20 protein-coding genes are annotated in these 22,687 nt (G+C 64.6%); 12 read left to right on the forward strand and 8 right to left on the reverse strand.

What is annotated here, in order from left to right; translation table 11 throughout:
- A partial coding sequence (locus tag F4827_RS13025) for a YadA-like family protein (RefSeq protein ID WP_183724368.1) occupies positions 1–2,266 on the forward strand: 2,266 nt, incomplete at its 5' end.
- A 59-nt stretch (positions 2,267–2,325) separates the two neighbouring features.
- On the forward strand, positions 2,326–3,255 hold the full coding sequence (locus F4827_RS13030) for an OmpA family protein (protein ID WP_183724369.1): 930 nt from the start codon (positions 2,326–2,328) through the stop codon (positions 3,253–3,255).
- A gap of 121 nt (positions 3,256–3,376) precedes the next feature.
- On the opposite strand, the gene F4827_RS13035 is transcribed toward F4827_RS13030, so the two are convergent.
- From F4827_RS13035 to thiL, 4 genes are read right to left on the reverse strand one after another with little or no spacing between them, the layout of a single operon-like run.
- The gene (locus F4827_RS13035; RefSeq protein ID WP_183724370.1) at positions 3,377–3,913 is read right to left on the reverse strand and encodes a cupin domain-containing protein; all 537 of its coding nucleotides are present in this window, start codon (positions 3,911–3,913) and stop codon (positions 3,377–3,379) included.
- A 47-nt stretch (positions 3,914–3,960) separates the two neighbouring features.
- Positions 3,961–4,461, reverse strand: coding sequence for a CinA family protein (locus tag F4827_RS13040; RefSeq protein ID WP_183724371.1), 501 nt, complete (start codon positions 4,459–4,461; stop codon positions 3,961–3,963).
- A 25-nt stretch (positions 4,462–4,486) separates the two neighbouring features.
- Entirely contained in the window at positions 4,487–5,089 is a 603-nt protein-coding gene (locus tag F4827_RS13045) for a phosphatidylglycerophosphatase A (RefSeq protein ID WP_183724372.1), read from the reverse strand.
- The gene (thiL, locus tag F4827_RS13050) at positions 5,079–6,101 is read right to left on the reverse strand and encodes a thiamine-phosphate kinase (protein ID WP_183724373.1); all 1,023 of its coding nucleotides are present in this window, start codon (positions 6,099–6,101) and stop codon (positions 5,079–5,081) included. Before thiL ends, F4827_RS13045 begins: the two co-directional genes overlap by 11 nt.
- Before the next feature lie 226 nt (positions 6,102–6,327).
- Between thiL and F4827_RS13055 the strand changes: the two genes are divergently transcribed.
- From F4827_RS13055 to F4827_RS13065, 3 genes are all read left to right on the forward strand, one after another.
- Positions 6,328–8,634: an NADP-dependent malic enzyme gene (locus tag F4827_RS13055; RefSeq protein ID WP_183724374.1), complete on the forward strand. Its 2,307-nt coding sequence runs from the start codon at positions 6,328–6,330 to the stop codon at positions 8,632–8,634.
- A 336-nt stretch (positions 8,635–8,970) separates the two neighbouring features.
- Positions 8,971–9,378 carry a ribonuclease gene (locus F4827_RS13060; RefSeq protein WP_260175201.1) on the forward strand — a complete coding sequence of 136 codons (408 nt, stop codon included), beginning with the start codon at positions 8,971–8,973 and terminating at the stop codon, positions 9,376–9,378.
- 16 nt (positions 9,379–9,394) lie between these two features.
- On the forward strand, positions 9,395–9,952 hold the full coding sequence (locus tag F4827_RS13065; protein ID WP_183724375.1) for a barstar family protein: 558 nt from the start codon (positions 9,395–9,397) through the stop codon (positions 9,950–9,952).
- A 144-nt stretch (positions 9,953–10,096) separates the two neighbouring features.
- Here F4827_RS13065 and F4827_RS13070 read toward each other — a convergent pair whose 3' ends face one another.
- The 3 genes from F4827_RS13070 to speE form a co-directional block, all read right to left on the reverse strand.
- Positions 10,097–10,837 (reverse strand): 16S rRNA (uracil(1498)-N(3))-methyltransferase, encoded by a 741-nt coding sequence (locus tag F4827_RS13070; protein WP_183724376.1) that lies wholly within the window; start codon positions 10,835–10,837, stop codon positions 10,097–10,099.
- A 19-nt stretch (positions 10,838–10,856) separates the two neighbouring features.
- A complete protein-coding gene (locus F4827_RS13075) occupies positions 10,857–11,270 on the reverse strand; it encodes a glyoxalase/bleomycin resistance/extradiol dioxygenase family protein (protein ID WP_183724377.1) in 414 nt (137 codons plus the stop codon).
- A 108-nt stretch (positions 11,271–11,378) separates the two neighbouring features.
- Positions 11,379–12,257, reverse strand: coding sequence for a polyamine aminopropyltransferase (gene speE / locus F4827_RS13080; protein WP_183724378.1), 879 nt, complete (start codon positions 12,255–12,257; stop codon positions 11,379–11,381).
- 407 nt (positions 12,258–12,664) lie between these two features.
- On the opposite strand from speE, the gene tkt reads away from it, so the two are divergent.
- Both tkt and gap read left to right on the forward strand, forming a co-directional pair.
- Complete coding sequence (gene tkt, locus F4827_RS13085; RefSeq protein WP_183724379.1) at positions 12,665–14,707, forward strand: transketolase; 2,043 nt, start codon at positions 12,665–12,667, stop codon at positions 14,705–14,707.
- Positions 14,708–14,846: 139 nt separating this feature from the next.
- Complete coding sequence (gene gap, locus F4827_RS13090; RefSeq protein ID WP_183724380.1) at positions 14,847–15,857, forward strand: type I glyceraldehyde-3-phosphate dehydrogenase; 1,011 nt, start codon at positions 14,847–14,849, stop codon at positions 15,855–15,857.
- A gap of 99 nt (positions 15,858–15,956) precedes the next feature.
- Here the strand turns inward: gap and fur are convergent, their stop codons facing one another.
- Positions 15,957–16,385 (reverse strand): ferric iron uptake transcriptional regulator, encoded by a 429-nt coding sequence (fur, locus tag F4827_RS13095; protein WP_103702255.1) that lies wholly within the window; start codon positions 16,383–16,385, stop codon positions 15,957–15,959.
- A 136-nt stretch (positions 16,386–16,521) separates the two neighbouring features.
- On the opposite strand from fur, the gene bamE reads away from it, so the two are divergent.
- From bamE to leuS, 5 genes are all read left to right on the forward strand, one after another.
- Complete coding sequence (bamE, locus tag F4827_RS13100; protein WP_183724381.1) at positions 16,522–17,445, forward strand: outer membrane protein assembly factor BamE; 924 nt, start codon at positions 16,522–16,524, stop codon at positions 17,443–17,445.
- Between the two features lie 242 nt (positions 17,446–17,687).
- Entirely contained in the window at positions 17,688–18,485 is a 798-nt protein-coding gene (gene dapB, locus F4827_RS13105; protein ID WP_183724382.1) for a 4-hydroxy-tetrahydrodipicolinate reductase, read from the forward strand.
- A 72-nt stretch (positions 18,486–18,557) separates the two neighbouring features.
- Positions 18,558–19,301 (forward strand): MotA/TolQ/ExbB proton channel family protein, encoded by a 744-nt coding sequence (locus tag F4827_RS13110; protein ID WP_183724383.1) that lies wholly within the window; start codon positions 18,558–18,560, stop codon positions 19,299–19,301.
- A 32-nt stretch (positions 19,302–19,333) separates the two neighbouring features.
- A complete protein-coding gene (locus tag F4827_RS13115; protein WP_183724384.1) occupies positions 19,334–19,768 on the forward strand; it encodes a biopolymer transporter ExbD in 435 nt (144 codons plus the stop codon).
- A 276-nt stretch (positions 19,769–20,044) separates the two neighbouring features.
- Positions 20,045–22,639: a leucine--tRNA ligase gene (gene leuS, locus F4827_RS13120; protein WP_183724385.1), complete on the forward strand. Its 2,595-nt coding sequence runs from the start codon at positions 20,045–20,047 to the stop codon at positions 22,637–22,639.
- The last annotated feature ends 48 nt before the right edge of the window (positions 22,640–22,687 follow it).

The following is a 22,687-nucleotide window of genomic DNA, read 5'->3' on the forward strand; positions in this document are numbered from 1 at the left end:
CGCAACGAACCAGAGCATCTCCGATATCTCGGGCAACATCACCGACATCAACGGCAAGCTGCAGGACGCCGTGCTGTACGACTCGTCGGCGCACAACTCGGTGACGCTGGGCGGTTCGGGTGCAAGCGCACCGGTGGTGTTGACGAACGTGGCGAATGGCCAGCTCAACGCATCGAGCACGGACGCGGTGAACGGCTCGCAACTGTATGCGACGAACACGAACGTGACGAACCTCGCAGGGGATGTGACCAGCATGCAAGGTGATATCACGACCATCAATGGCAAGCTGCAAGACGCCGTGATGTATGACTCGTCGGCGCACACCTCGGTGACGCTGGGCGGTTCGGGCGCTGCGCCGGTCGCGCTGCACAACGTGGCTAACGGCCTGGTGACGGCATCGAGCCTCGACGCGGTCAACGGTTCGCAGCTGTACAACCTCGCGGATTCGACGGCCAGTTCGCTGGGCGGCGGTTCGACGGTGAATAGCGACGGTTCGATCTCGAACCCGACCTACGACATCGGCGGCGACACGTACAACAACGTTGGCGGCGCGCTGACCAACCTGGACGGCCGTGTGACGCAGAACACGACGGACATCACGAACCTGACGAACAACATCAACAACGGCACGATCGGCCTGGTGCAGCAAGCCACGCCGTCGAGCACGGTGACGGTGGCGAAGGACACGGGCGGTACGACCGTGGACTTCACGGGTACGGCGGGCACGCGTGTCCTGACGGGGGTGACGAACGGCGCGGTGAGCGCAACGAGCGTGGATGCGGTGAACGGTTCGCAGCTCTATGTGACGAACCAGAGCATTTCGAACCTGGCTGGCGACATCACGACCATCAACGGTCAGTTGCAAGACGCCGTGATGTACGACTCGTCGGCGCATGACTCGGTGACGCTGGGCGGTTCGGATGCAACGTCGGCAGTGAAGCTCCACAACGTGGCGGCAGGCGACGTGACGGCATCGAGTCTCGACGCGGTCAACGGCTCGCAGCTGTACAGCCTCGCCAGCTCCACGGCCAGCTCGCTGGGCGGCGGTTCGACGGTGAATAGCGACGGTTCGATCTCGAACCCGACCTACAACATCGGCGGCGGCACGTACAACAACGTCGGCGGTGCGCTGACCAACCTGGACGGCCGTGTGACGCAGAACACGACGGACATCACGAACCTGACGAACAACATCAACAACGGCTCGATCGGCCTGGTGCAGCAAGCCACGCCGTCGAGCACGGTGACGGTGGCGAAGGACACGGGCGGTACGACCGTGGACTTCACGGGTACGGCGGGCGCGCGTGTCCTGACGGGCGTCGCGAACGGCGCGGTGAGCGCAACGAGCGTGGACGCGGTAAACGGTTCGCAGCTGTATGCGCTTGGCCAGTCGGTGACGAACATCGCCGGTCAGGTGCAGGACGCCGTGATGTACGACTCGTCGGCGCATGACTCGATCACGCTGGGCGGTTCGGGCGCAACGTCGGCAGTGGCAATCCACAACGTGGCAGATGGCACGGTGAATAGCGACGCGGTCAACCTCGGTCAGATGAACGCGGCGATCGCCAGCGTGACGAACATGATCGACAACGGCGCGACGGACCCGATGTTCTCGGCGCAGGGCGACCGCAACACCGAAGCCGCGAGCGCAAGCGGTACGCATGCCACGGCAGGCGGCGCGAATTCGGTGGCGAGCGGCACGCAATCGACGGCATACGGCGCGGGTTCGAACGCGACCGGCAGCAAGTCGACGGCGATCGGCGCAGGTTCGACGGCAAGCGCGAACAACGCGGTGGCGCTGGGCGCAGGTTCGGTGGCCGATCGTGACAACACGGTGTCGGTGGGCTCGGCGGGCAATGAGCGCCAGGTCACCAACGTCGCGGCTGGCACGCAAGGCACCGACGCGGTCAACGTGAACCAGTTGAACGATGCGATCAGCAACGCGGAGTCCAACACCGCGGCGCAGGTCCAGCAAGGCGTCACGCAAGCCAACTCGTACACGAACCAGCAGATCGGCATCGTGAAGAAGCAGATGAACGTGCTGGGCGCGACGGCGATGGCAGCCTCGTCGCTGCTGCCGAACGCTCGCGCTGAAGGCAACTTCCAGATGTCGGTGGCCGCGGGTACCTACGGCGGTGAAAGCGCCCTTGCGCTCGGTGCGAACTGGTATGTGTCGGATCGCGTGCTCGTCAACGCTCACGTCGCTCGTTCGACCAGCAGCTACGGCAGCACCGGCGTATCGGTCGGCGCGACGATCGGCTTCTGATCGGCCGCTACCGTTAGCCAGGCCCGCCACGAGAAACCGTGGCGGGCACGGAGAAACTCATGAATAAATCCATTATTTGCGGTGCGTTGCTGGCTGCGCTCGCGAGCGCGCAAGCGTTCGCCAGCGTCGGCAGCGATGCTCAGGCGCTGATGCCCGCCGCACAGAAGATCGCCGATCCGTATCAGCGCGGTCTGGCCGAGGGCTGGCTTGAAATCGCGGATCGTCAGGACAGCCACGTATTGGTGTCCAGCGTCTACAACGACGCGGCGGCCCGTGCGCTCAACAATGGCCGTCATTTCATCGACAACAGCGTGTCGTTTCAGCCGATCTACGGCCAGAAGAACTGGCCGTCGGCGCAAACGCGCGACAAGTGGGTGAAGGCGCTGCAGGAAATCGAGCGCACCAACCAGCGCGCGTCGCAGTCGCCGTGCCGCGGCGAAGATGCGGGACGTCTTTCCGCATTGACCGACGAAGCGTGGAAGGAGCAGGACGAAACCCACGCGACGCACTGGGTGCATGGCTGGGACGCGATCGAGCGTGCACAGAAGCTGGCGCAGCAGGTTAATGCCGAGCTCGACAAGTGCGTGCCGCCCCCGGCTCCCGCTCCCGCCCCGGTTCCGGCAAAGCCGATTGCGCTTTCGGCCGATGCGCTGTTCGATTTCGACAGCGCGGTGATGAAGCCGGAAGGCCATCGTCAGGTCGAATTGCTGGCGCAGCAGTGGAATGCCTCCGGTGCGAGCATCAACGAGCTCACGATCGTCGGCTATACCGACCGCTTCGGTTCGAGCGAGCACAACCTCGAACTCTCGCAGAAACGCGCACTGGCCGTCGCCACCGCGTTGAAGCTGCAAGGCGTGCGGGCGAAACGCGTCGATATCAAGGGTTTTGGCGCGGCCAATCCGGTGCAGTCATGTCCCGGCAAGAAGGCGACGCCGTCCGTGATCGCCTGCCTCGCACCGAATCGCCGTGTGGAGATCGTGACGAAGTAAGGCAAACCGATGTGAAGGACACGCTGTAGGGAGCGTGCAAGAGCGGCCGGCGCAAGGCCGTCAGAGTGGTAGGGCGATTTCGGCGTGTCTTCGGACACGCCGTTTTTTTTGCGGGTACGCCTCAGTTTTTTCGGGCGACTGCAGCGGGCTTGCCCAGCAGTTCGAGCAGCGCGCGATGCAGGGGATATTTTTCGCTCAACGCGGCGATATCGCCGATCTCGAATTCGCTGAACTCGAACCCCGGCGCGACCGTGCAGCCCACCAGCGCGTAAGTGGACGGATCGCAGCAACGGGCCGCGAACCAGTGGCCGCCGGGCACGACGGCCTGGAACACCGTGCCCGGATGGTCGAGCGCGTGGCCGAGCTTGCGCGTGGACAGTACGCCGCGTTCGTCGATCGCGTGAATCTCGATGGGCGAGCCGGCGTAAAAATGCCAGACCTCGTCGGAGCGGATGCGATGCCACGCCGAATACGCGCCGTTGGCCAGCAGAAAGTAGATGGCGGTGGAGGCCGCGCGCGTGCCGTCGGCGTCGTTTGCGCCTTCGCGCAATACGAAGGTGTCGGCGCGATAGGTCTCGCTGTAATAGCCGCCTTCGGGATGCGGTTCGAGCCCGAAGCGGCGGATCAGTTCTTCAATCTCGGTTTGCGCGATGGCCATGGAGCGGGCCTCCTCGGTGAGTGCGGCGGCCGCGTGCCGGCCTGCCGTCAACGTTCCTGTTCGTCGATCAAGGCAAGCAGCCCGCGCAGCGCGTGCGCGGCGGCCTGCACGCGGATCTGTTCGCGGTCGCCCTTGAACACCAGCGTTTCGACGCTCGTATGCAGCCGGTTGCTCCAGCCGAACGACACCATGCCGACCGGCTTTTCCGGCGTGCCGCCGCCCGGACCGGCGATGCCGGTGATGGCCAGCGACACTTGTGCCCGGCTGTTGCGCAGCGCGCCTTCGGCCATCGCGCGCGCGACCGGCTCGCTCACCGCGCCGTGTTTTTCGATCAGCTCGGCAGGCACGCCGATCATCTCGGTCTTCGCCTGATTCGAATAGGTGACGAAGCCGCGCTCGAACCAGCCGCTGCTGCCCGAAACATCGGTGACGGCGGTGGCGACCATGCCGCCTGTGCAGGATTCGGCGGTCGCGAGCATGAGACGGGCGTCGCGCAGCTTGTTGCCGGCGCGGATCGCGAGTTGGTGGACGACGGAATCGGTAGGCATGGCGAGAGTTGGATTGGGTGGCGGCTCAGACGGACATGCGCCAGAGCGCGATGACCAGCAGCGTAAAGAATGCGGCGACGAGATCGTCGACCATGATGCCGAAGCCGCCCTTGAAGCGCCGCTCGAAATAGCGGATGGGCGGCGGCTTGACCATATCGAAGAAACGGAAGATGGCGAACGCCCACAGTTTGCCGACGAAATCGATGGGCGTAATCATCAGCAGCACGAGCCAGAAGGCCACGATTTCGTCCCACACGATGCACGACGGGTCTTCTACGCGCAGTCTTTTTGCGGTGAAAGCCGTGATGCCGATGCCCGCCAGAAACCCGCCGATGATCAGGATGCCCCAGTCGAGCACGCTGATATAGCGGTTGAGCACTTCGTACGACGCCCATGCGAACAGCGTGCCGGCGGTGCCGGGCGCGAGGCGCGAGAGCCCCGCGCCAAAGCCAAGCGAAACGAGGTGCCACGGGTGCGCGAACATGAACGACAGATCGGCGCGGTGCGGACCTTTCGCTGCGATTGCGCTGCTGCCGGCGCTGTTCGGGCTGCTGGCGCCCGTTGTGTCGGCTGGCTGGCCGGCCGTCGCGAGGTCGTCGGCGGGCGAGGGCGTGGGGTCAGTCGGCATGGAAGTGATCGAAACCTTGCAACGTCAGGTTGAGTGGCGTGCCGGCGCGGTCGCGCCAGGTCATCGTGGGGGCCGCGTCCGGCTGCTCGTGCGCCGCCTGGGACGCCGTATCCCGGGAAGTGATTGTACCGATGCGGGTGACGCGCACACCGGCCTGTTGCGCCGCCGCCGCGACGGCTTCGCGTTGTTGCGGAGCGGCCGTGAAGCACAGTTCGTAATCGTCGCCGCCCGCGAGCGCGCACTGCAGCTGCAACTCGCGCGGCAGTCGCGCCAGCGCGTCCGACAGCGGCAGTGCGTCCACGTCGATATCTGCGTTGACGTGCGAGCGCGTCAGGATATGGCGCAGGTCGCCCGCGAGGCCGTCCGAAATATCGAGCGCCGCGCGCGCCACGCCGCGCAGCGCGAGACCCAGCGCCACCTGCGGCTGCGGATATTCGAGCGCGCGGCGGAAGTAGGCGGCGTCGGTCGAGTCGATGGCGGCGTGCGGCCATTCCCCGCGAATCGCGGCGAGGCCCGCGCGCGCGTCGCCGGGCGTGCCTGAGACCCAGATGTCGTCGCCGGTTTGGGCGGTGTCGCGCCGAAGTGCGACATCCTGCCGCACCGAGCCGAACACCGTGAGGCACAGGTTGAGCGGCCCGGCCGTGGTGTCGCCACCCATCAATTCGCAATCGTGGCGCTCGGCGAGTTCGAACATGCCGGCGCTGAAGGCGGCAAGCCAGTTTTCGTCGGGTTTGGGCAGGGCGAAGGCGAGCGTGAATCCCAGCGGTTGCGCGCCCATCGCGGCCAGATCCGAAAGATTGACGGCGAGCGCCTTGTGGCCGAGCGCATGCGGATCGACATCCGGGAAGAAGTGGCGGCCTTCCACCAGCATGTCGGTGGATACGGCCAGCATCTCGCCGGCGGCGGGCGCGATCAGCGCGCAATCGTCGCCGATGCCCAGGGTTGCGCGGCGCGCGCCGGTGCGGGCGCGTTGCGCGAAGTATCGATCGATCAGGGAGAACTCGGAAAGCATGACGAAAGGTGGACGATGACGGGAAATTCAAGCAATGCGTCGAACAATGCGTCGGGCAATGCGGTGCGCAGTATGACGGCTCGACGGCGCGGCGTCTGCTGCAATCCGGTCGCGGCAGTTGCACCCGAACTGAAAGGAATGCGCCCCGGTATTGGCGCTACAATCGATCGGGTCTGCGTTCGAGTTGTCATTCTAATCCGCACTCACCTCCCATCTCCCGCCTGCCATGTCGAATTCCTCCCCGAACTCCGCTACGAACAAGCTGCGCGAAGCCGCCCTCGATTACCACGAGTTCCCGACGCCCGGGAAAATCGCCATCGCGCCGACCAAGCAAATGATCAACCAGCGCGATCTCTCGCTTGCGTACTCGCCGGGCGTGGCATTCGCCTGCGAGGCGATCGTCGAGAATCCGCTCAACGCCGCGCGCTTCACGGCGCGCAGCAATCTTGTCGGCGTCGTCTCGAACGGCACGGCGGTGCTTGGTCTCGGCAATATCGGGCCGCTCGCCTCGAAGCCGGTGATGGAGGGCAAGGCGGTGCTGTTCAAGAAGTTCGCCGGCATCGACGTGTTCGATATCGAGCTGAACGAATCGGATCCGCACAAGCTGGTGGACGTGATCGCCGCGCTCGAACCCACCTTCGGCGGCATCAATCTGGAAGACATCAAGGCGCCCGAGTGCTTTATCGTCGAGCGTGAAGCGCGCAAGCGCATGAAGATTCCGGTCTTCCACGACGACCAGCACGGCACGGCCATCGTGGTGGCGGCGGCGTTCACCAACGGCCTGAAGGTGGTCGGCAAGGACATCAAGCAGGTGAAGCTGGTGGCGTCGGGCGCGGGCGCGGCGGCGCTGGCCTGTCTCGATCTGCTGGTCGATCTGGGCCTGCCGCTCGAAAACATCTATGTGACCGACCTCGCCGGCGTGGTCTACAAGGGCCGTACCGAGCTGATGGATCCGGACAAGGAGCGCTTCGCCCGTGAAACCGAGGCGCGCACGCTCGCCGAAGTGATCGAAGGCGCGGATATTTTCCTCGGCCTTTCGGCGGGCGGCGTGCTCAAGCAGGAGATGGTCAAGCAGATGGCTGCGAAGCCGCTGATCCTGGCGCTGGCCAACCCCACGCCGGAAATCCTGCCCGAGCTCGCGCTGGAAGTGCGTCCGGACGCCGTGCTCGCCACCGGCCGCACGGACTATCCGAACCAGGTGAACAACGTGCTGTGCTTCCCGTTCATCTTCCGCGGCGCGCTCGACGTGGGCGCGACCACGATCACGCGCGAAATGGAGATCGCCGCCGTGAACGCCATCGCGGAACTGGCGCGCCAGGAGCAAAGCGATGTCGTGGCGACGGCTTACGGCATCCAGGATCTGCAGTTCGGGCCTGAGTACCTGATTCCGAAGCCTTTCGATCCGCGTCTGATCGTCAAGATCGCTCCGGCCGTCGCGCGCGCGGCGATGGATTCGGGCGTGGCCACGCGTCCGATCGAAGACATGGACGCCTACGAGCAGCATCTCCAGCAGTTCGTCTATCACAGCGGCACGACCATGAAGCCGATCTTTCAGATCGCGCGCGCGGTGGAGGCGGAGAAAAAGCGCATCGTGTTCGCCGAGGGCGAAGAAGAGCGCATCCTGCGCGCGGTGCAGATCGTGGTCGACGAAAAGCTGGCGAAGCCGATCCTGATCGGCCGTCCGGCGGTGATCGAGCAGCGCATCGCGCGCTGCGGTCTGCGTCTGGTCGCGGGCCAGGATTACACCGTCGTCAACACCGATCACGACGAGCGCTATCGCGATTTCTGGCAGTCCTACGCCAAGCTGATGGCACGCAAGGGCATCACGGCGCAGATGGCGAAGCTCGAAATGCGCCGCCGCACCACTCTGATCGGCGCGATGCTGGTGGAAAAGGGCGAAGCCGACGGCATGATTTGCGGCACGGTCAGCACGACGCACCGCCATCTGCACTTCATCGACCAGATCATCGGCAAGAAGGAAGGCTGCAACGTTTATGCAGCGATGAACGCGCTGGTGCTGCCGAACCGCCAGATTTTCGTGGTCGATACGCATGTGAACGTCGATCCGACGCCCGAACAGCTCGCCGAAATCACCATCATGGCGGCGGAGGAAGTGCGCCGCTTCGGCATCGAGCCGAAGATCGCGCTGTGCTCACATTCGAACTTCGGTTCGAGCAACGCGCCTTCGGCGCAGAAGATGCGCGATCTGCTGGCGATCCTGCACGAGCGCGCGCCCGACCTGCACGTTGACGGCGAAATGCACGGCGACGTCGCGCTCGACGCGAACCTGCGCCGCGAAATCCTGCCGGAATCGACCCTCGAAGGCGAAGCGAATCTGCTGGTGATGCCGAACATCGACGCCGCCAACATCTCGTACAACCTGCTGAAGACGGCGGCGGGCAACAATATCGCCATCGGGCCGATCCTGCTGGGCGCCGCGAAGCCCGTGCATGTGCTGACGGCGTCGGCGACGGTGCGCCGCATCGTCAACATGACGGCGCTGCTGGTCGCGGATGTGAACGCGACGCGTTAATCTGCTCGTCCCGAACCTCGCCGGCGGTGGACTTTTTTCACCGTCGGCGGGCGTGTCTCCCAGGCGCCTTGCCGCCGTGTTTTTGATTGTAAAAATTACCCGATAGCCGGTTGCTCACCGTCACGCCCCCGTTGCGGCTGCCGGGCCGTGATTGCTTCCAGGTGCCATTAGCGATACCCTTACACCTTTCATGGTCGTCGAACGTGTGATCCGGGAGCCGGGAATCCGTAGATGGTACAGATAGGACTGCCTGACGAAACGACTGGAGAAACAGCCGCGCGGGCAGAGCGCTCAGGCGGCGGGATTTCAATCGCAAGTCCTTGTTCCCACAGTGTTTTGGGCCGATCGTCCCAGCGTTTGCAGCGACTTGCAGCGGGCGTTTTTCTGGGGGCGGTACTGGCCGTTTCGCAGGTCGCCACGGCGCGCACGCAGTCTGCGGACGATAACGGTGCGGCCTTTGGCACCGTGAGCATGGGTGAATTGCCTCGGGAGGCGGTCGATACGCTCGGCCTGATCAATGAGGGCGGTCCTTACCCGTTCGAGAAAGATGGCTCCGTGTTTGGCAATTATGAGCGGCAGTTGCCCAAACATCGGCGTGGTTACTATCACGAGTACACGGTACCGACGCCTGCGGCGCGCAATCGGGGCGCCCGGCGCATCATCTGTGGTGGAGCGCTTCGGCGTACCGACAATTGCTATTACACCGACGACCACTACGCCAGTTTCAGGCGAATTGTTGAATGACACCGGGAAGAGCGGCATGAGCGATAACACTTACGCGCACGACCCCCGGGTCGCGAGCGATCTGTTCGCGTCCGGCGAGGGCAACCTGTTCCAGCGCGTTATGCAGATGAAGCATGATGACCAGCAGCGCGACGCTGCGCGCACGGGCGAGGCGCATTCATCGAACGAGGAGGCCATGAGCCTGTTTGCGACCGTCAGTCCGAACATCGTCCAGTCGATTCGCGCGTTCCGCGTGCAGGATCTGGCCGACGAGGCGCAGCGCCTGCAGGAGCATTTCCTCTATGCGTTCTGCGCGAACGCGCAAACCAAGCAGGAAGTGCTGGAAACGATCGCCACATCGTTTCTGTTTCCGAAGCATTTTGGCAAGAACTACGACGGGCTCTACGACTGCCTGACGGACATGGTGCAGAAAGCGGGCGAGCAGCCCGGCTTCGTGGTCGTGCTCGAAGGCTTGCCGATCGCGCAGAAGTTCGACAAGGACGGCCGCGAGACGCTGCTCGACGTGTTCCGCGAAGCTTCGGAGTACTGGGCTGAGCGCAAGGTGCCGTTCCGCGTGTTTTATTCGTTCGCCTGAACGCTTGCAGCAAGACCGATAACGTCGTATTCCTGCGACAAAAAAACACAGGCCCGCCGGTCGTCGCGACCGGCGGGCCTTGTCATTTTTACCTGCCTGGCGTGTGGCCAAGGGATCGGGGGACAGCGGATCACCAAACGCGGATCACCAACCGCCCCAGCGGGCGGCGAGGGCCGCCAGGACCGCGATTCCGGCGGTCTCAGTGCGCAGCACGCGGGGCCCAAGACCCACGGCGATAAAGCCGTGATCGAGCGCCGCGGCTTCTTCCGGCGATGAAAAGCCGCCTTCCGGACCGACCAGCACGGTGATTTCGCCGAGCGGCGGGGTGTTCGGCAGCGTGGCGAACGATACGTTCGCGCGCGGCGAGAGCAGCACGCGCAGTTCGCCGTCACCCGGCGTCTTGGGCAGCGAGCCCAGCCACGTGCCGATTTCGCGCGTAGGCGCGACTTCCGGCATGCGGTTGCGGCCGCACTGCTCGCACGACGCCTGCACGATGCGCTGCCAGTGCGCCTGACGGCGCACGGCGCGATCGCCCGAGAGGCGCACGACGCTGCGCGAGGTGGTGAGCGGCACGAAGCTCGTTGCACCAAGCTCGACGGCCTTTTCGATCAGCCAGTCCATCTTGTCGCTGCCGGCGATGCCTTGCGCGAGCGTCAGGCGGTACGGCGGTTCGGTTTCGATATCGCGGAACGGGCCGACGCGCACCTGGGTGTCGCGGCGTTCCATGGAAATGATTTCGGCGCTGAATTCTCCGCCCACGCCGTTGAACAGCACGATGGTGTCGCCGGGCTGCAGGCGCAGCACCTGGACGTGTCGCGTGACTTCGTCGGGGAGGGTAAAGACGTCGCCGGACTGTAGGGAGTTGCCGACGAAAAAGCGGGGCATAAGACAGGTTCTCATTGCTTCATGACAGATGGCGAGCAAGCGCCCAGCGGTAACCGTCGAGGTCTTCGACCTGAGCGAAACGGTCACCCCAGAACTGGTCCTGCGGCTCGCTCAACGATTTCGCGCCGGCGTCGAGCGCCCGCGCATATACCGCGTCGACATTATCGACGTAAAGATAAAAGGACTGGGGGGCGATCGCGTCCGAGCTCTTCGGCGTGCGGGCCGTCGAACCGAAAGCGCCCTCCGGCGCGAACATCACGATCAGCTGATCGTGATAGGTCATTTCCACATGCATCACCGCGCCCTCGTCCTCCACGCTGTCGCGTACCGCAAAGCCGAAGGCCGCTTCGAAGAAAGCAATCGCGGCGCGCGCATCGCGCACCGTGAGATACGGCGTCAGCCACGGCACGCCTGCGGGGCGGGGTGGGGTCATCGGGGCTCTCCAGATCAGGTTACGGGCAGGTGGTAGTCAGCCGGATGCTTGAACTGGCGGCACGCAAACAAATGTAACGAACCAGACAATTCTGCAATCTTGCGCATCCTAAAGCTGTAGGAATTGACCTAATTTATCGCGGAACATTTGCGGCGCAGCGAGGAGTGTCGCATGCAGCCGCGCGTCGTAAAAGCGCAAGCCCTCCAGCTCTCGCTCCTGTATGCGGGCCGTCAACATCGCCTCAGACTGCGCCACGGGGTCGATGTGGTCGCTTGCCACGGCCATCAGCCAGAACGAGCCGTAGAGCGGCACCCAGGCACCCAGCGGCCTCACGATCGCAAATGCCGTGCGTAAGCCGTCTAGCAGCGCGCCTACGCGCGCTGTGTGATACAGCGGCGAGCCGAGGTGAAGCGAAACGAGGGCATCTTCGCTCATGATGCGTTTGAGCGCGGCGTAGAACGGCGGCGCATAAAGTCCGGCAGCGGGCGAATCCGGCGGCGTCAGATCGAAGACGACCAGATCGAAGGGCAAGGCGTGATGGTCTGCCGAGGCCTTTGCGACGAAATCGGCGGCGTCGCCGATCACCAGTTCCACGCGCGGATCGTCGAACGCGCCGCCGCGCACCTCCGGCAGGTAGTCGGCGGTTAGACGCACGACATCGGCGTCCAGCTCGGCGACCACGATGCGCTCGATGCCGGGATGACGCAGCAGCTGGCGCGCCGCGCCGCCATCGCCACCGCCCAGCACGAGCGCGGCGCGCGGCGCCGGATGCGAGAGCGCGGCCACGTGCGTCATGCACTCGTGATAGATGAACTCGTCACCGGCCGAAGTCATCGGGCGTGCGTCCAGCGCGAACAGGCAACCGAGCTGCGGCGTGTCCCAGACCTCGATGTGTTGCCACGGAGAATCTGCGCAGGCGAGCAGGCGCGCGCCGGGAAAGCCGTAGACGGCGTCGGCGCAGGGGTGAAAGAGGAGCGGGGCGGTCACGGCGGCGGTCGTCGAAGGGGAAATCGACGCAAAAATGGGGCGATAGCCGCATTATACGGACGCCTGTCAGGCCGGCTTTTCGTGTGCCGGCCGCCCGCTGCCGGTCCGTTGCCCGCCGGTTGCTTGCCCGTTGCCCGCCGTCGGCGCCCGTCGGCGTTTTCCGACGCGGGCCACGCCTCGAAGCCAGGGAAAAGCCGCATGTTCTGTTAGAATGTCGCCCTTTGCAGCCCTGTCCGTTTGCTCTGCCGTTTCGCGTCTTGCTGGCGCCGCATCGCGCGCCGGACGGAGCGTTGCCGAGCTTCCGGAACCGTCCGCTGCTGTGCGCCCGCCGTTTTGCTCCGATCGTTTTGATCCGACAAAAACTGCCCGCCCACGCCGCTTTTTGCACTCGTTCCTCCGGACTCGACATGACGACTTCGTCTTCCGCCTCCCCCGCAACCACCACGTTGATGGCCAACGCGATCCGCGCGCTGTCCATGGACGCCGTTCAGCAAGCGAATTCCGGCCACCCGGGCATGCCCATGGGCATGGCCGAAATCGCCGTCGCACTGTGGGGCCGCCATCTGCGCCACAACCCGACGAACCCCCACTGGAGCGACCGCGACCGCTTCGTGCTGTCGAACGGCCACGGCTCGATGCTGCTGTACTCGCTGCTGCATCTGACCGGCTACGACCTGCCGATCGAAGAGCTGAAGAACTTCCGCCAGATGCACTCGAAGACGCCGGGTCACCCGGAATTCGGCATCACGCCGGGCGTCGAGACCACTACGGGCCCGCTCGGCCAGGGTCTGGCGAACGCGGTCGGCATGGCGCTGGCTGAAGCGCTGCTCGCCGCCGAGTTCAACAAGGCCGACGCGAAGATCGTCGATCACCACACCTACGTGTTCCTTGGCGACGGCTGCCTGATGGAAGGCATCTCGCACGAAGCCTGCTCGCTGGCCGGCACGCTCAAGCTGAACAAGCTGATCGCGCTGTACGACGACAACGGCATCTCGATCGACGGTCACGTCGAACACTGGTTCCACGACGACACCCCTAAGCGCTTCGAAGCCTACGGCTGGAACGTGATCCCGGGCGTGAACGGCCACGATGTGGACGCGGTGGACGCGGCCATCGCCCAGGCGAAGGCATCGGACAAGCCCACGCTGATCTGCTGCAAGACGCAGATCGGCCACGGCGCGCCCACCAAGGCAGGCGGCCACGACGTGCACGGCGCACCGCTGGGCGGCGAAGAAATCGCCAAGTGGCGCGAAGCGGCCGGCTGGAAGTGGGAGCCGTTCGTCGTGCCGCAGGAAGTCTACGCAGACTGGGATTCGAAGGCCACGGGCGCGAAGCTCGAAGCCGAATGGAACGAATCGTTCGGCGCGTACAAGTCGAAGTACCCGCAGGAAGCTGCTGAATTCGAGCGCCGCATGGCTGGCAAGCTGCCCGCCGACTGGGCGCAGAAGGCTGCTGAAATCGTCGCCGGTGCGGATTCGCGCAAGGAAACCGTCGCTACGCGCAAGGCGTCGCAGCAGGCCATCGAAGGCCTGGCCGCAGCGCTGCCGGAACTGCTCGGCGGCTCGGCCGACCTGACCGGCTCGAACCTGACCAACTGGAAGGCTTCGAAGCCCGTGCGTGCGGCCAAGGATGGCGAAAGCGGCATCGAGTGGGGCAATCACGTCAACTACGGCGTGCGTGAATTCGGCATGAGCGCCGCGCTCAACGGCCTCACGCTGCACGGCGGCTACAAGGCCTTCGGCGGCACCTTCCTGACGTTCTCGGACTACAGCCGCAACGCGCTGCGCGTGGCCGCGCTGATGAAGTGCCCGTCGATCTTCGTGTTCACGCACGACTCGATCGGTCTGGGCGAAGACGGCCCGACCCACCAGTCGATCGAACAGGTGCCGAGCCTGCGCCTGATCCCGAACATGACGCTCTGGCGTCCGGCCGACACGGTCGAAACGGCGGTGGCCTGGACCGAGTCGATCGCGCATCACGGCCCGTCGTCGCTGATCTTCAGCCGTCAGAACCTGCAGTTCAACGAACGCACCGACGCGCAGATCGCCAACATCGCCAAGGGTGGCTACGTTCTGAAGGACTGGAACGACGACATCCCGAGCCGCAAGATCATCCTGATCGCCACGGGTTCGGAAGTCGAACTGGCGATGAAGGCCGTCGAGGCGCTGCAACGCGAAGGTATCGGCGCTCGCGTGGTGTCCATGCCGTCGACCAACGTGTTCGACCGCCAGGACGCCGAGTACAAGGAGCGCGTGCTGCCCAAAGGTGTGCGCCGCGTCGCGATCGAGGCGGCGCAGGGCGACTTCTGGCGCAAATACGTGGGCCTCGAAGGCGGCGTCGTGAGCATCGACACCTTCGGCGAATCGGCTCCGGCTGGCGTGCTGTTCAAGCACTTCGGCTTCACGGTCGAAAACGTCGTCGCGACGGCCAAGGCCGCGCTCGACAACTAAGCATGACTTCTACGGGCTCGCCTTCTGGCGGGCCCGTTTGCCGTGTACGCCTGGCCCACGGTAGTCGAGCCGTCACGAGCGGCCGGACAGGGTGCAACACGGTGCGGTATCAGAATTTTTTACCATCAGGAGATAAACCATGACGATTCGCGTCGCTATCAACGGCTACGGCCGCATCGGCCGCAACACGCTTCGCGCCTTCTACGAGAACGGCAAGAAGCACGACATCCAGATCATCGCGATCAACGACCTGGGTGACGCGAAGACCAACGCGCATCTGACGCAGTACGACACGGCGCACGGCAAGTTCCCGGGCGAAGTCTCGGTGGACGGCGACTACCTCGTCGTCAACGGCGACCGTATCCGCGTGCTGGCCAACCGCAACCCGGCAGAACTGCCGTGGGGCGAGCTGGGCGTCGACATCGTGTTCGAATGCACGGGCTTCTTCACCACCAAGGAAAAGGCTAGCGCCCACCTGAAGGGCGGCGCGAAGAAGGTCATCATTTCGGCGCCGGGCGGCAAGGACGTCGACGCGACCATCGTCTACGGCGTAAACCACCATGTGCTGAAGTCGACCGACACGGTCATCTCGAACGCATCGTGCACGACCAACTGCCTGGCACCGCTCGTCAAGCCGCTGAACGACAAGATCGGCCTGGAATCGGGTCTGATGACGACGATCCACGCTTACACGAACGACCAGGTCCTGACGGACGTCTACCACGAAGACCTGCGCCGCGCGCGTTCGGCCACGCATAGCCAGATCCCGGCGAAGACGGGCGCGGCATCGGCTGTCGGCCTCGTGCTGCCGGAACTGAACGGCAAGCTGGACGGCTACGCCATCCGAGTTCCGACCATCAACGTGTCGATCGTCGACCTGTCGTTCATCGCCAAGCGCGACACGACGGTCGAAGAAGTCAACGCGATCATGAAGGAAGCGTCGGAAGGCTCGCTCAAGGGCATCCTGGGCTACAACACCGCGCCGCTGGTGTCGATCGACTTCAACCACAACCCGGCATCGTCGACGTTCGACGCCACGCTGACCAAGGTCTCGGGCCGTCTGGTCAAGGTGTCGAGCTGGTACGACAACGAGTGGGGCTTCTCGAACCGCATGCTGGACACGGCTGTTGCTCTCGCGAACGCGAAGTAAGCCTTTTCAGACCGACGTACAAAAAAACCGCCTCAAGGGGCGGTTTTTTCTTGCTGCAACTTACAGGAAAGGCAATTCCATGCCGCGACCGGGCATCCTTCAATGCTTGCGGTGCGGGCAATTTTCCTTGGTGCATGCACCGTACAGCGCGAGCGCGTGCTCCTGAAGCTTGAAGCCGCGCTCGTTGGCGATCATCTGCTGGCGCTTTTCGATTTCGGGGTCGAAGAATTCCTCGACCAGACCGCAATCGAGGCACACCAGGTGATCGTGATGGCTGCCTTCGTTGAGTTCGAAGACGGCCTTACCCGATTCGAAGTTGCTGCGGGTGAGCAGGCCAGCCTGCTCGAACTGCGTTAGAACCCGGTAAACCGTGGCGAGGCCGATGTCCAGCTCCTCGTTCAGCAGGTTCCGATACACGTCCTCGGCGGTGAGGTGACGCACGGGGCTGTGCTGAAAAATCTCCAGGATCTTGAGGCGAGGTAAGGTCGCCTTGAGGCCGATGTTCTTGAGATCGGTTGGATTGGTCATGACGATAAGTCCCTGGAGTACAATGCTGGGTTCTTATGTTAATGCGTTTTTGCCGTTACGGGCATCTTCGGCAGAACTTCGAACGAACTTCTACAGAACACGCGCGGCTTAGCGAAAAGCCCGCACGGTGAGGGAAATGATTCCAGAATTCACTATGATCGGCCGACGCATGAATGGCGGCCGCCTGGCGTGCACCCTGCTGGCTGCGGCCGCGTTCGCGGCGCTCGCCGGTTGTTCCACTTATGACAGCCTGACGCAGCGCGTCGCCCAGAGCATCACGCCGTATCGCATCACGATCGTTCAGGGTAACTTCGTTTCGGCGGAAGCCGCGGCGCAGATGAAGCTCGGCATGTCGCGCGCGGACGTCAAGCAGCTGCTCGGCACGCCGCTCCTGACCGACATGTTCCATGCGAACCGCTGGGACTACGTCTTCTACTTCAAGCGCGGCTCGACCGCCGTGGTCCAGCAGCGCGACTTCGTCGTGATGTTCGACGGCGATCGCGTGTCCAGCTGGTCGGGAGGCGAAGATCTGCCGTCCAACCTCGAACTGCTCGCGGAAATCGACGGCGACAAGCTCGGCAAGAAGTACAAGGCTGCTGCTGCCGCGGCTGCCGCGTCGGGTGCTACGGCGGCTTCGGCGCCTGCGGTCAGCGCGGTTGGCGCCAATGGCCCGAGCGTGCCCGATACGGTCCGCACGCCCACTTCGGAACTGGGCAACGCCACCTCGCAGCTGCCGCTGGATCCGAACGCGCAAGCCGCCGCCGCGGCCAACCGCGCGACGGACGCCGTGCAGACGCCGTCGGGGCTGACGCCGTCGGTGCGCGCCGGCACGCCGACTTCCTCGGCGCTGCCGCCGAACGTGGGCACGATGCCCGCGCAGGTCCAGCTGCATCGTTCGCCGCCGCCGCAGATCCAGGGCGTGCCGCAATCGAACCCGGTCGGCCCGACCGCGGGCGCGCAGGGCACCGGCGATTCCAACGCCGCCGTGCTGCCGCCGTCGCACAATTCGCCGCTCACCGCGCCTCCGCAGTTGCCGGCGTCGGGCGCGACGGGCAACTAAGGTCGCCAGCGCCGGTTCCTGAGGGACGTTTCCTCCGGGCTGGCGCGGATCACTTTCAGCAAGGCCCGGCACGTCGCGGCGTAGTGCGAGATCGCGACAGATCGCGCCGGGCTCTCCCGCGGCGGCTTCGGCCGCCGCGTTCGTTTTAGCGTCTATCCTTGGCAGCAACTATCTCGAAAACGTCCGTCTGACGGACGTGGCTCGCGAACAGGGCTGCCCGCCATACCTTCGCAGGAACCGTCATGAAAATCGCAATCGCCGGAGCGTCGGGCCGCATGGGCCGCATGCTGATCGAAACCGTTCTGAACACGCCAGACGTCACGCTTTCGGGCGCACTGGTGCGCAAGGGTTCGGCCTCCATCGGCCAGGACGCGGGCGCTTTCCTCGGCAAGGACACGGGCGTGCGCGTCACCGACGATATCGAGCAGGTTTTCGCCCAGAGCGACTGCCTGATCGATTTCACGCGTCCGGAGGGCACGCTCGCGCATCTGGAAGCGGCGCAGCGTCATGGCGTGAAGATGGTGATCGGCACGACCGGCTTCGACGCGCAGCAGAAGGCGCAGCTTGGCGCCGCCGCGCAGCAGGTGGGCATCGTGTTTGCGGCCAACATGAGCGTGGGCGTGAACGTGACGCTCAAGCTGCTCGAATACGCGGCGCAGTTCTTCGACAAGGGCTACGACATCGAAATCATCGAAGCGCACCACCGCCACAAGGTCGACGCGCCCTCGGGCACGGCGCTGGCGATGGGCGAAGCCGTGGCGAAGGCGCTCGGCCGCAATCTCGACGAGTGCGCCGTCTACGGCCGCGAAGGCGTGACCGGCGAGCGCGATCCGTCGACGATCGGGTTTTCGGCGATTCGCGGCGGCGATATCGTGGGCGATCATACGGTGCTGTTCGCGGGCATCGGCGAGCGTATCGAGATCACCCACAAGTCGTCGAGCCGCCTCTCGTATGCGCAGGGCAGCGTGCGTGCGGCGCTGTTCCTGCAGGACAAGGCGAGCGGCCTGTACGATATGCAGGACGTGCTCGGTCTGAATTGAGGTTTGAACCGGGCCTGATCCAGCGATAAGCCCGGCGTGCTGACCGGGTGCTCAACCACCACGCGAGGTTCGATGTCAGCGAGCAACGGAGTCATCCACTATCTGCAGACGAGCGACGCTGTCACGCATGCGGTTGCGTGGGTGTTGCTGGCGATGTCGGTCGCGAGCTGGTGCTTCCTGATCGTGAAAAGCTGGGTGCTCGTGCGCGCAAAGCGCCAGGGACCGCGCGCGGTTGCGCGGTTCTGGCAGGCGCAAACCCTCGCGGAAGGCGTCAGCGCGATGCGCGTCATCGATCGGGAACGCGTGTTCCTGCCGCTCGCGCAAGCCGCGCTGGCGGTGATCGAAACGGACGCCGCAAGTGCGTTGCTCGCGCGCGTCGACCGCAACGAACGCGCGCTGCGCGCTTTGCGCGGCGCGCTCCAGGCTTCGCAGCGCAGGCTCGAATTCGGCCAGGTACTGCTGGCTTCGGTGGGCAGCACCGCGCCATTCGTGGGGCTGCTCGGCACCGTCTGGGGCATCTATCATGCGCTCGGCAGCATCGCCGCGAGCGGCCAGGCCATGATCGAAAACGTCGCCGGGCCGGTGGGCGAGGCGCTCATCATGACGGCATTCGGTCTCGTGGTGGCGATTCCGGCGGTACTGGCTTACAACATACTCGGGCGTCTCGCGCGGCAGATCGGCGACGATCTCGACGGTTTTGCGCACGATCTGCACGCTTTTGCCTGTGCGCCTGAAGAGAGCGCCGCGCCTCGCATGCACGCGCAACCCGCGCTGCCGGCGCGCAGCGAAGGCGTGACACGCGCCGGCGCGCTCTGAATCTGACTCTGACGCGCGAGGGAGTGACGCACATGGCATTTGGCGGACTCGAAAAGAAGCGCGATGCGGCGCCCATGGCCGAAATCAACATGACGCCGCTGATCGACGTCATGCTCGTGCTGCTGGTCATTTTCATCATCACCGCGCCGCTGTTCACCCACGCGATCCGGCTCGATCTGCCCAAAGTCGCTGCCGAAGCCGCGCAGCAGACGCCGCGGACCGTCACGCTGTCCATCGACGCGGCGGGAACAATATACTGGAACGCGCGGCCGATCTCGCTCGACGAACTACGCAAGCGCTTTGCCGATGCCGGCAAGGAGCCCGAGGCGCAACAGCCCGAACTGCAACTGCGCGCCGCGCGCGAGACGCGCTACGACTTCATCGCCCAGGTGATGGGCGCGGCGCAGCAGGCGGGGCTTGCGCGGCTGGGCTTCGTCACCGATCCGCCGCCCGCCGCCGCGCATTAGGCGCTCGCCCACGCGCGCAATCCGTACGCAACTCGCGCTCAACCCGCGCGCAATCCGTGTGTAATCCCGCCATTCGAAAAGCGAGCGGAAAGCGCGGGCAACTCAACGGTATAATCAGCGTTTCCCTGTAAAAACGGGGCCCTGCCGCGTCGCGCCCGACCGTCCGAAAAGCCGTCGCGCCAGACGCTACAAGGCGCCATCAAGGGCCGCCAAAAGGCGCGCCCGCATGCCGCCACAGGCCCGTTTGAGCCGAATCTGCGTTTTCCCATCCACACCATGCTCGAAAAATACGTTCCCTCCGACGTCGAATCCGCCGCGCAAGGCGAATGGCGTGCCAGCGACGCTTACCGGACGGCCGAAAAAGCCGACAAGCCCAAGTTCTATTGCGTCTCGATGCTGCCGTATCCGTCGGGCAAGCTGCACATGGGCCACGTGCGGAACTACACGATCAATGACGTGATGTACCGCTATCTGCGCATGAACGGCTACAACACGCTCATGCCGATGGGCTGGGACGCGTTCGGCATGCCCGCCGAAAACGCCGCGATGGCCAACGGCGTGCCGCCCGCGCAGTGGACGTACAGCAACATCGAGTACATGAAGGGCCAGATGCAGTCGATGGGTCTCGCGATCGACTGGTCGCGCGAAATCGCCACCTGCAAGCCCGACTACTACAAGTGGAACCAGTGGTTCTTCCTGAAGATGCTCGAAAAGGGCATCGCCTACAAGAAGACCGGCACAGTGAATTGGGACCCGGTCGACCAGACCGTGCTCGCCAACGAGCAGGTGATCGACGGGCGCGGCTGGCGCTCGGGCGCGCTGGTGGAAAAGCGCGAAATCCCGATGTACTACCTGCGCATCACCCAGTACGCCGATGAACTGCTGAACGACCTCGACGGCCTCGGCTGGCCCGAGCGCGTCAAGATCATGCAGCAGAACTGGATCGGCAAGAGCTTCGGCGTGAACTTCGGTTTCCCGTACGAGCTGGACGGCGAGAAGAAGCTGCTGCGCGTGTTCACCACGCGTGCCGACACCATCATGGGCGTGACCTTCTGTGCGATCGCCGCTGAGCACCCGCTCGCCACGCGTCTGGCGCAGGACAAGCCGGAACTGCTGCCGTTCATCGACGAATGCAAGCGCGGCGGCGTGGCGGAAGCCGATGTCGCCACGATGGAAAAGAAGGGCGTGCCCACGGGCTTCAGCGTCACGCACCCGGTCACGGGCGAGCAGGTGCCGGTGTGGATCGGCAACTACGTGCTGATGAGCTATGGCGAAGGCGCGGTGATGGGTGTGCCGGGGCATGACGAGCGCGATTTCGCCTTCGCGAAGAAATACGATTTGCCGATCAAGCAGGTGATCGCCGTGGAAGGCGAAACCTACTCGCTCGACGGCTGGCAGGAGTGGTACGGCGACAAGGAACGCGCGGTCACCGTCAACAGCGGCAAGTACGACGGTCTGTCGTACACGGCGGCGGTCGACGCGGTTGCAGCCGATCTCAAGGCGCAAGGCTACGGCGACAAGCAGGTCACGTGGCGTCTGCGCGACTGGGGCATCTCGCGCCAGCGCTACTGGGGCACGCCGATCCCGATCATCCACTGCCCGAGCTGCGGCGACGTGCCGGTGCCGGAGAAGGACCTCCCGGTGGTGCTGCCGGAAGACCTCGTGCCGGACGGCACGGGCAACCCGCTCGCGAAGTCGGAAGCGTTCCTGAACTGCAAGTGCCCGAGCTGCGGCGCCGACGCGAAGCGCGAAACCGACACGATGGACACCTTCGTCGATTCGTCCTGGTACTTCTACCGCTACGCGGCACCGGACGCAAAGACGATGGTCGACGAGCGCACCGACCACTGGATGCCGATGGACCAGTACATCGGCGGTATCGAACACGCGATTCTTCACCTGCTGTACTCGCGTTTCTGGGCCAAGGTCTCGCGCGACCTGGGCCTGGTGAAGTTCAGCGAGCCCGCGAAGAACCTGCTCACGCAGGGCATGGTGCTCAACGAAACCTTCTACCGTGAAGACGCGTCGGGCAAGAAGACCTGGTACAACCCGGCCGACGTCACCGTGTCGCACGACGACAAGGGTCGTCCGATCGGCGCGACGCTCAACAGCGACGGCCAGCCGGTGGTGCTGGGCGGTGTCGAGAAGATGTCGAAGTCGAAGAACAACGGCGTCGATCCGCAGGTGCTGATCGACCTGTACGGCGCGGATACGGCGCGTCTCTTTACGATGTTCGCCGCCCCGCCCGAGCAGCAGCTCGAATGGTCGGGCGCGGGCGTGGAAGGCGCGAGCCGCTTCCTGCGCCGCGTCTGGTCGTTCGGCTATGCGAACGCCGAAGCGATCAAGTCGCGCGCGTCGTTTGACGCGGCCACGGTCACGGACGTCGAAAAGGCGCTGCGCCGCGAAGTCTACGGCGTGCTCAAGCAGGCCGACTTCGACTACCAGCGTCTGCAATACAACACGGTGGTGTCGGCGGCGATGAAGATGCTCAACGCCATCGACGGTGCGAAGGAAGCCGGCGCGGGCGTGAAGCGCGAAACCTTCGGCGTGCTGCTGCGCGTGCTGTATCCGGTCGTGCCGCATCTGACGTTCGAACTGTGGAAGGAACTCGGTTACGCCGACGAATTCGGCACGCTGCTCGACGCACCGTGGCCGAAGGTCGACGAAAAGGCGCTGGAGCAGGCCGAAATCGAACTCGTCCTGCAGATCAACGGCAAGGTGCGCGGCGCCGTGACGGTGGCCAAGGATGCGCCGAAGGACGTGATCGAAGCGGCTGCGCTGGCGCACGAGATGTTCGTCAAGTTCGCGGAAGGTCGCGAGCCGAAGAAGATCATCGTCGTGCCGGGTCGCCTCGTGAACGTCGTGGTCTGATTCCCGCCGGTCATCAAGCATCATCAAACTGATGTGTTGTATTGGCGG

Origin of the sequence: Paraburkholderia bannensis (assembly GCF_014200455.1) — a bacterium.
GTDB classification, from domain to species: Bacteria; Pseudomonadota; Gammaproteobacteria; order Burkholderiales; family Burkholderiaceae; genus Paraburkholderia; species Paraburkholderia bannensis_A.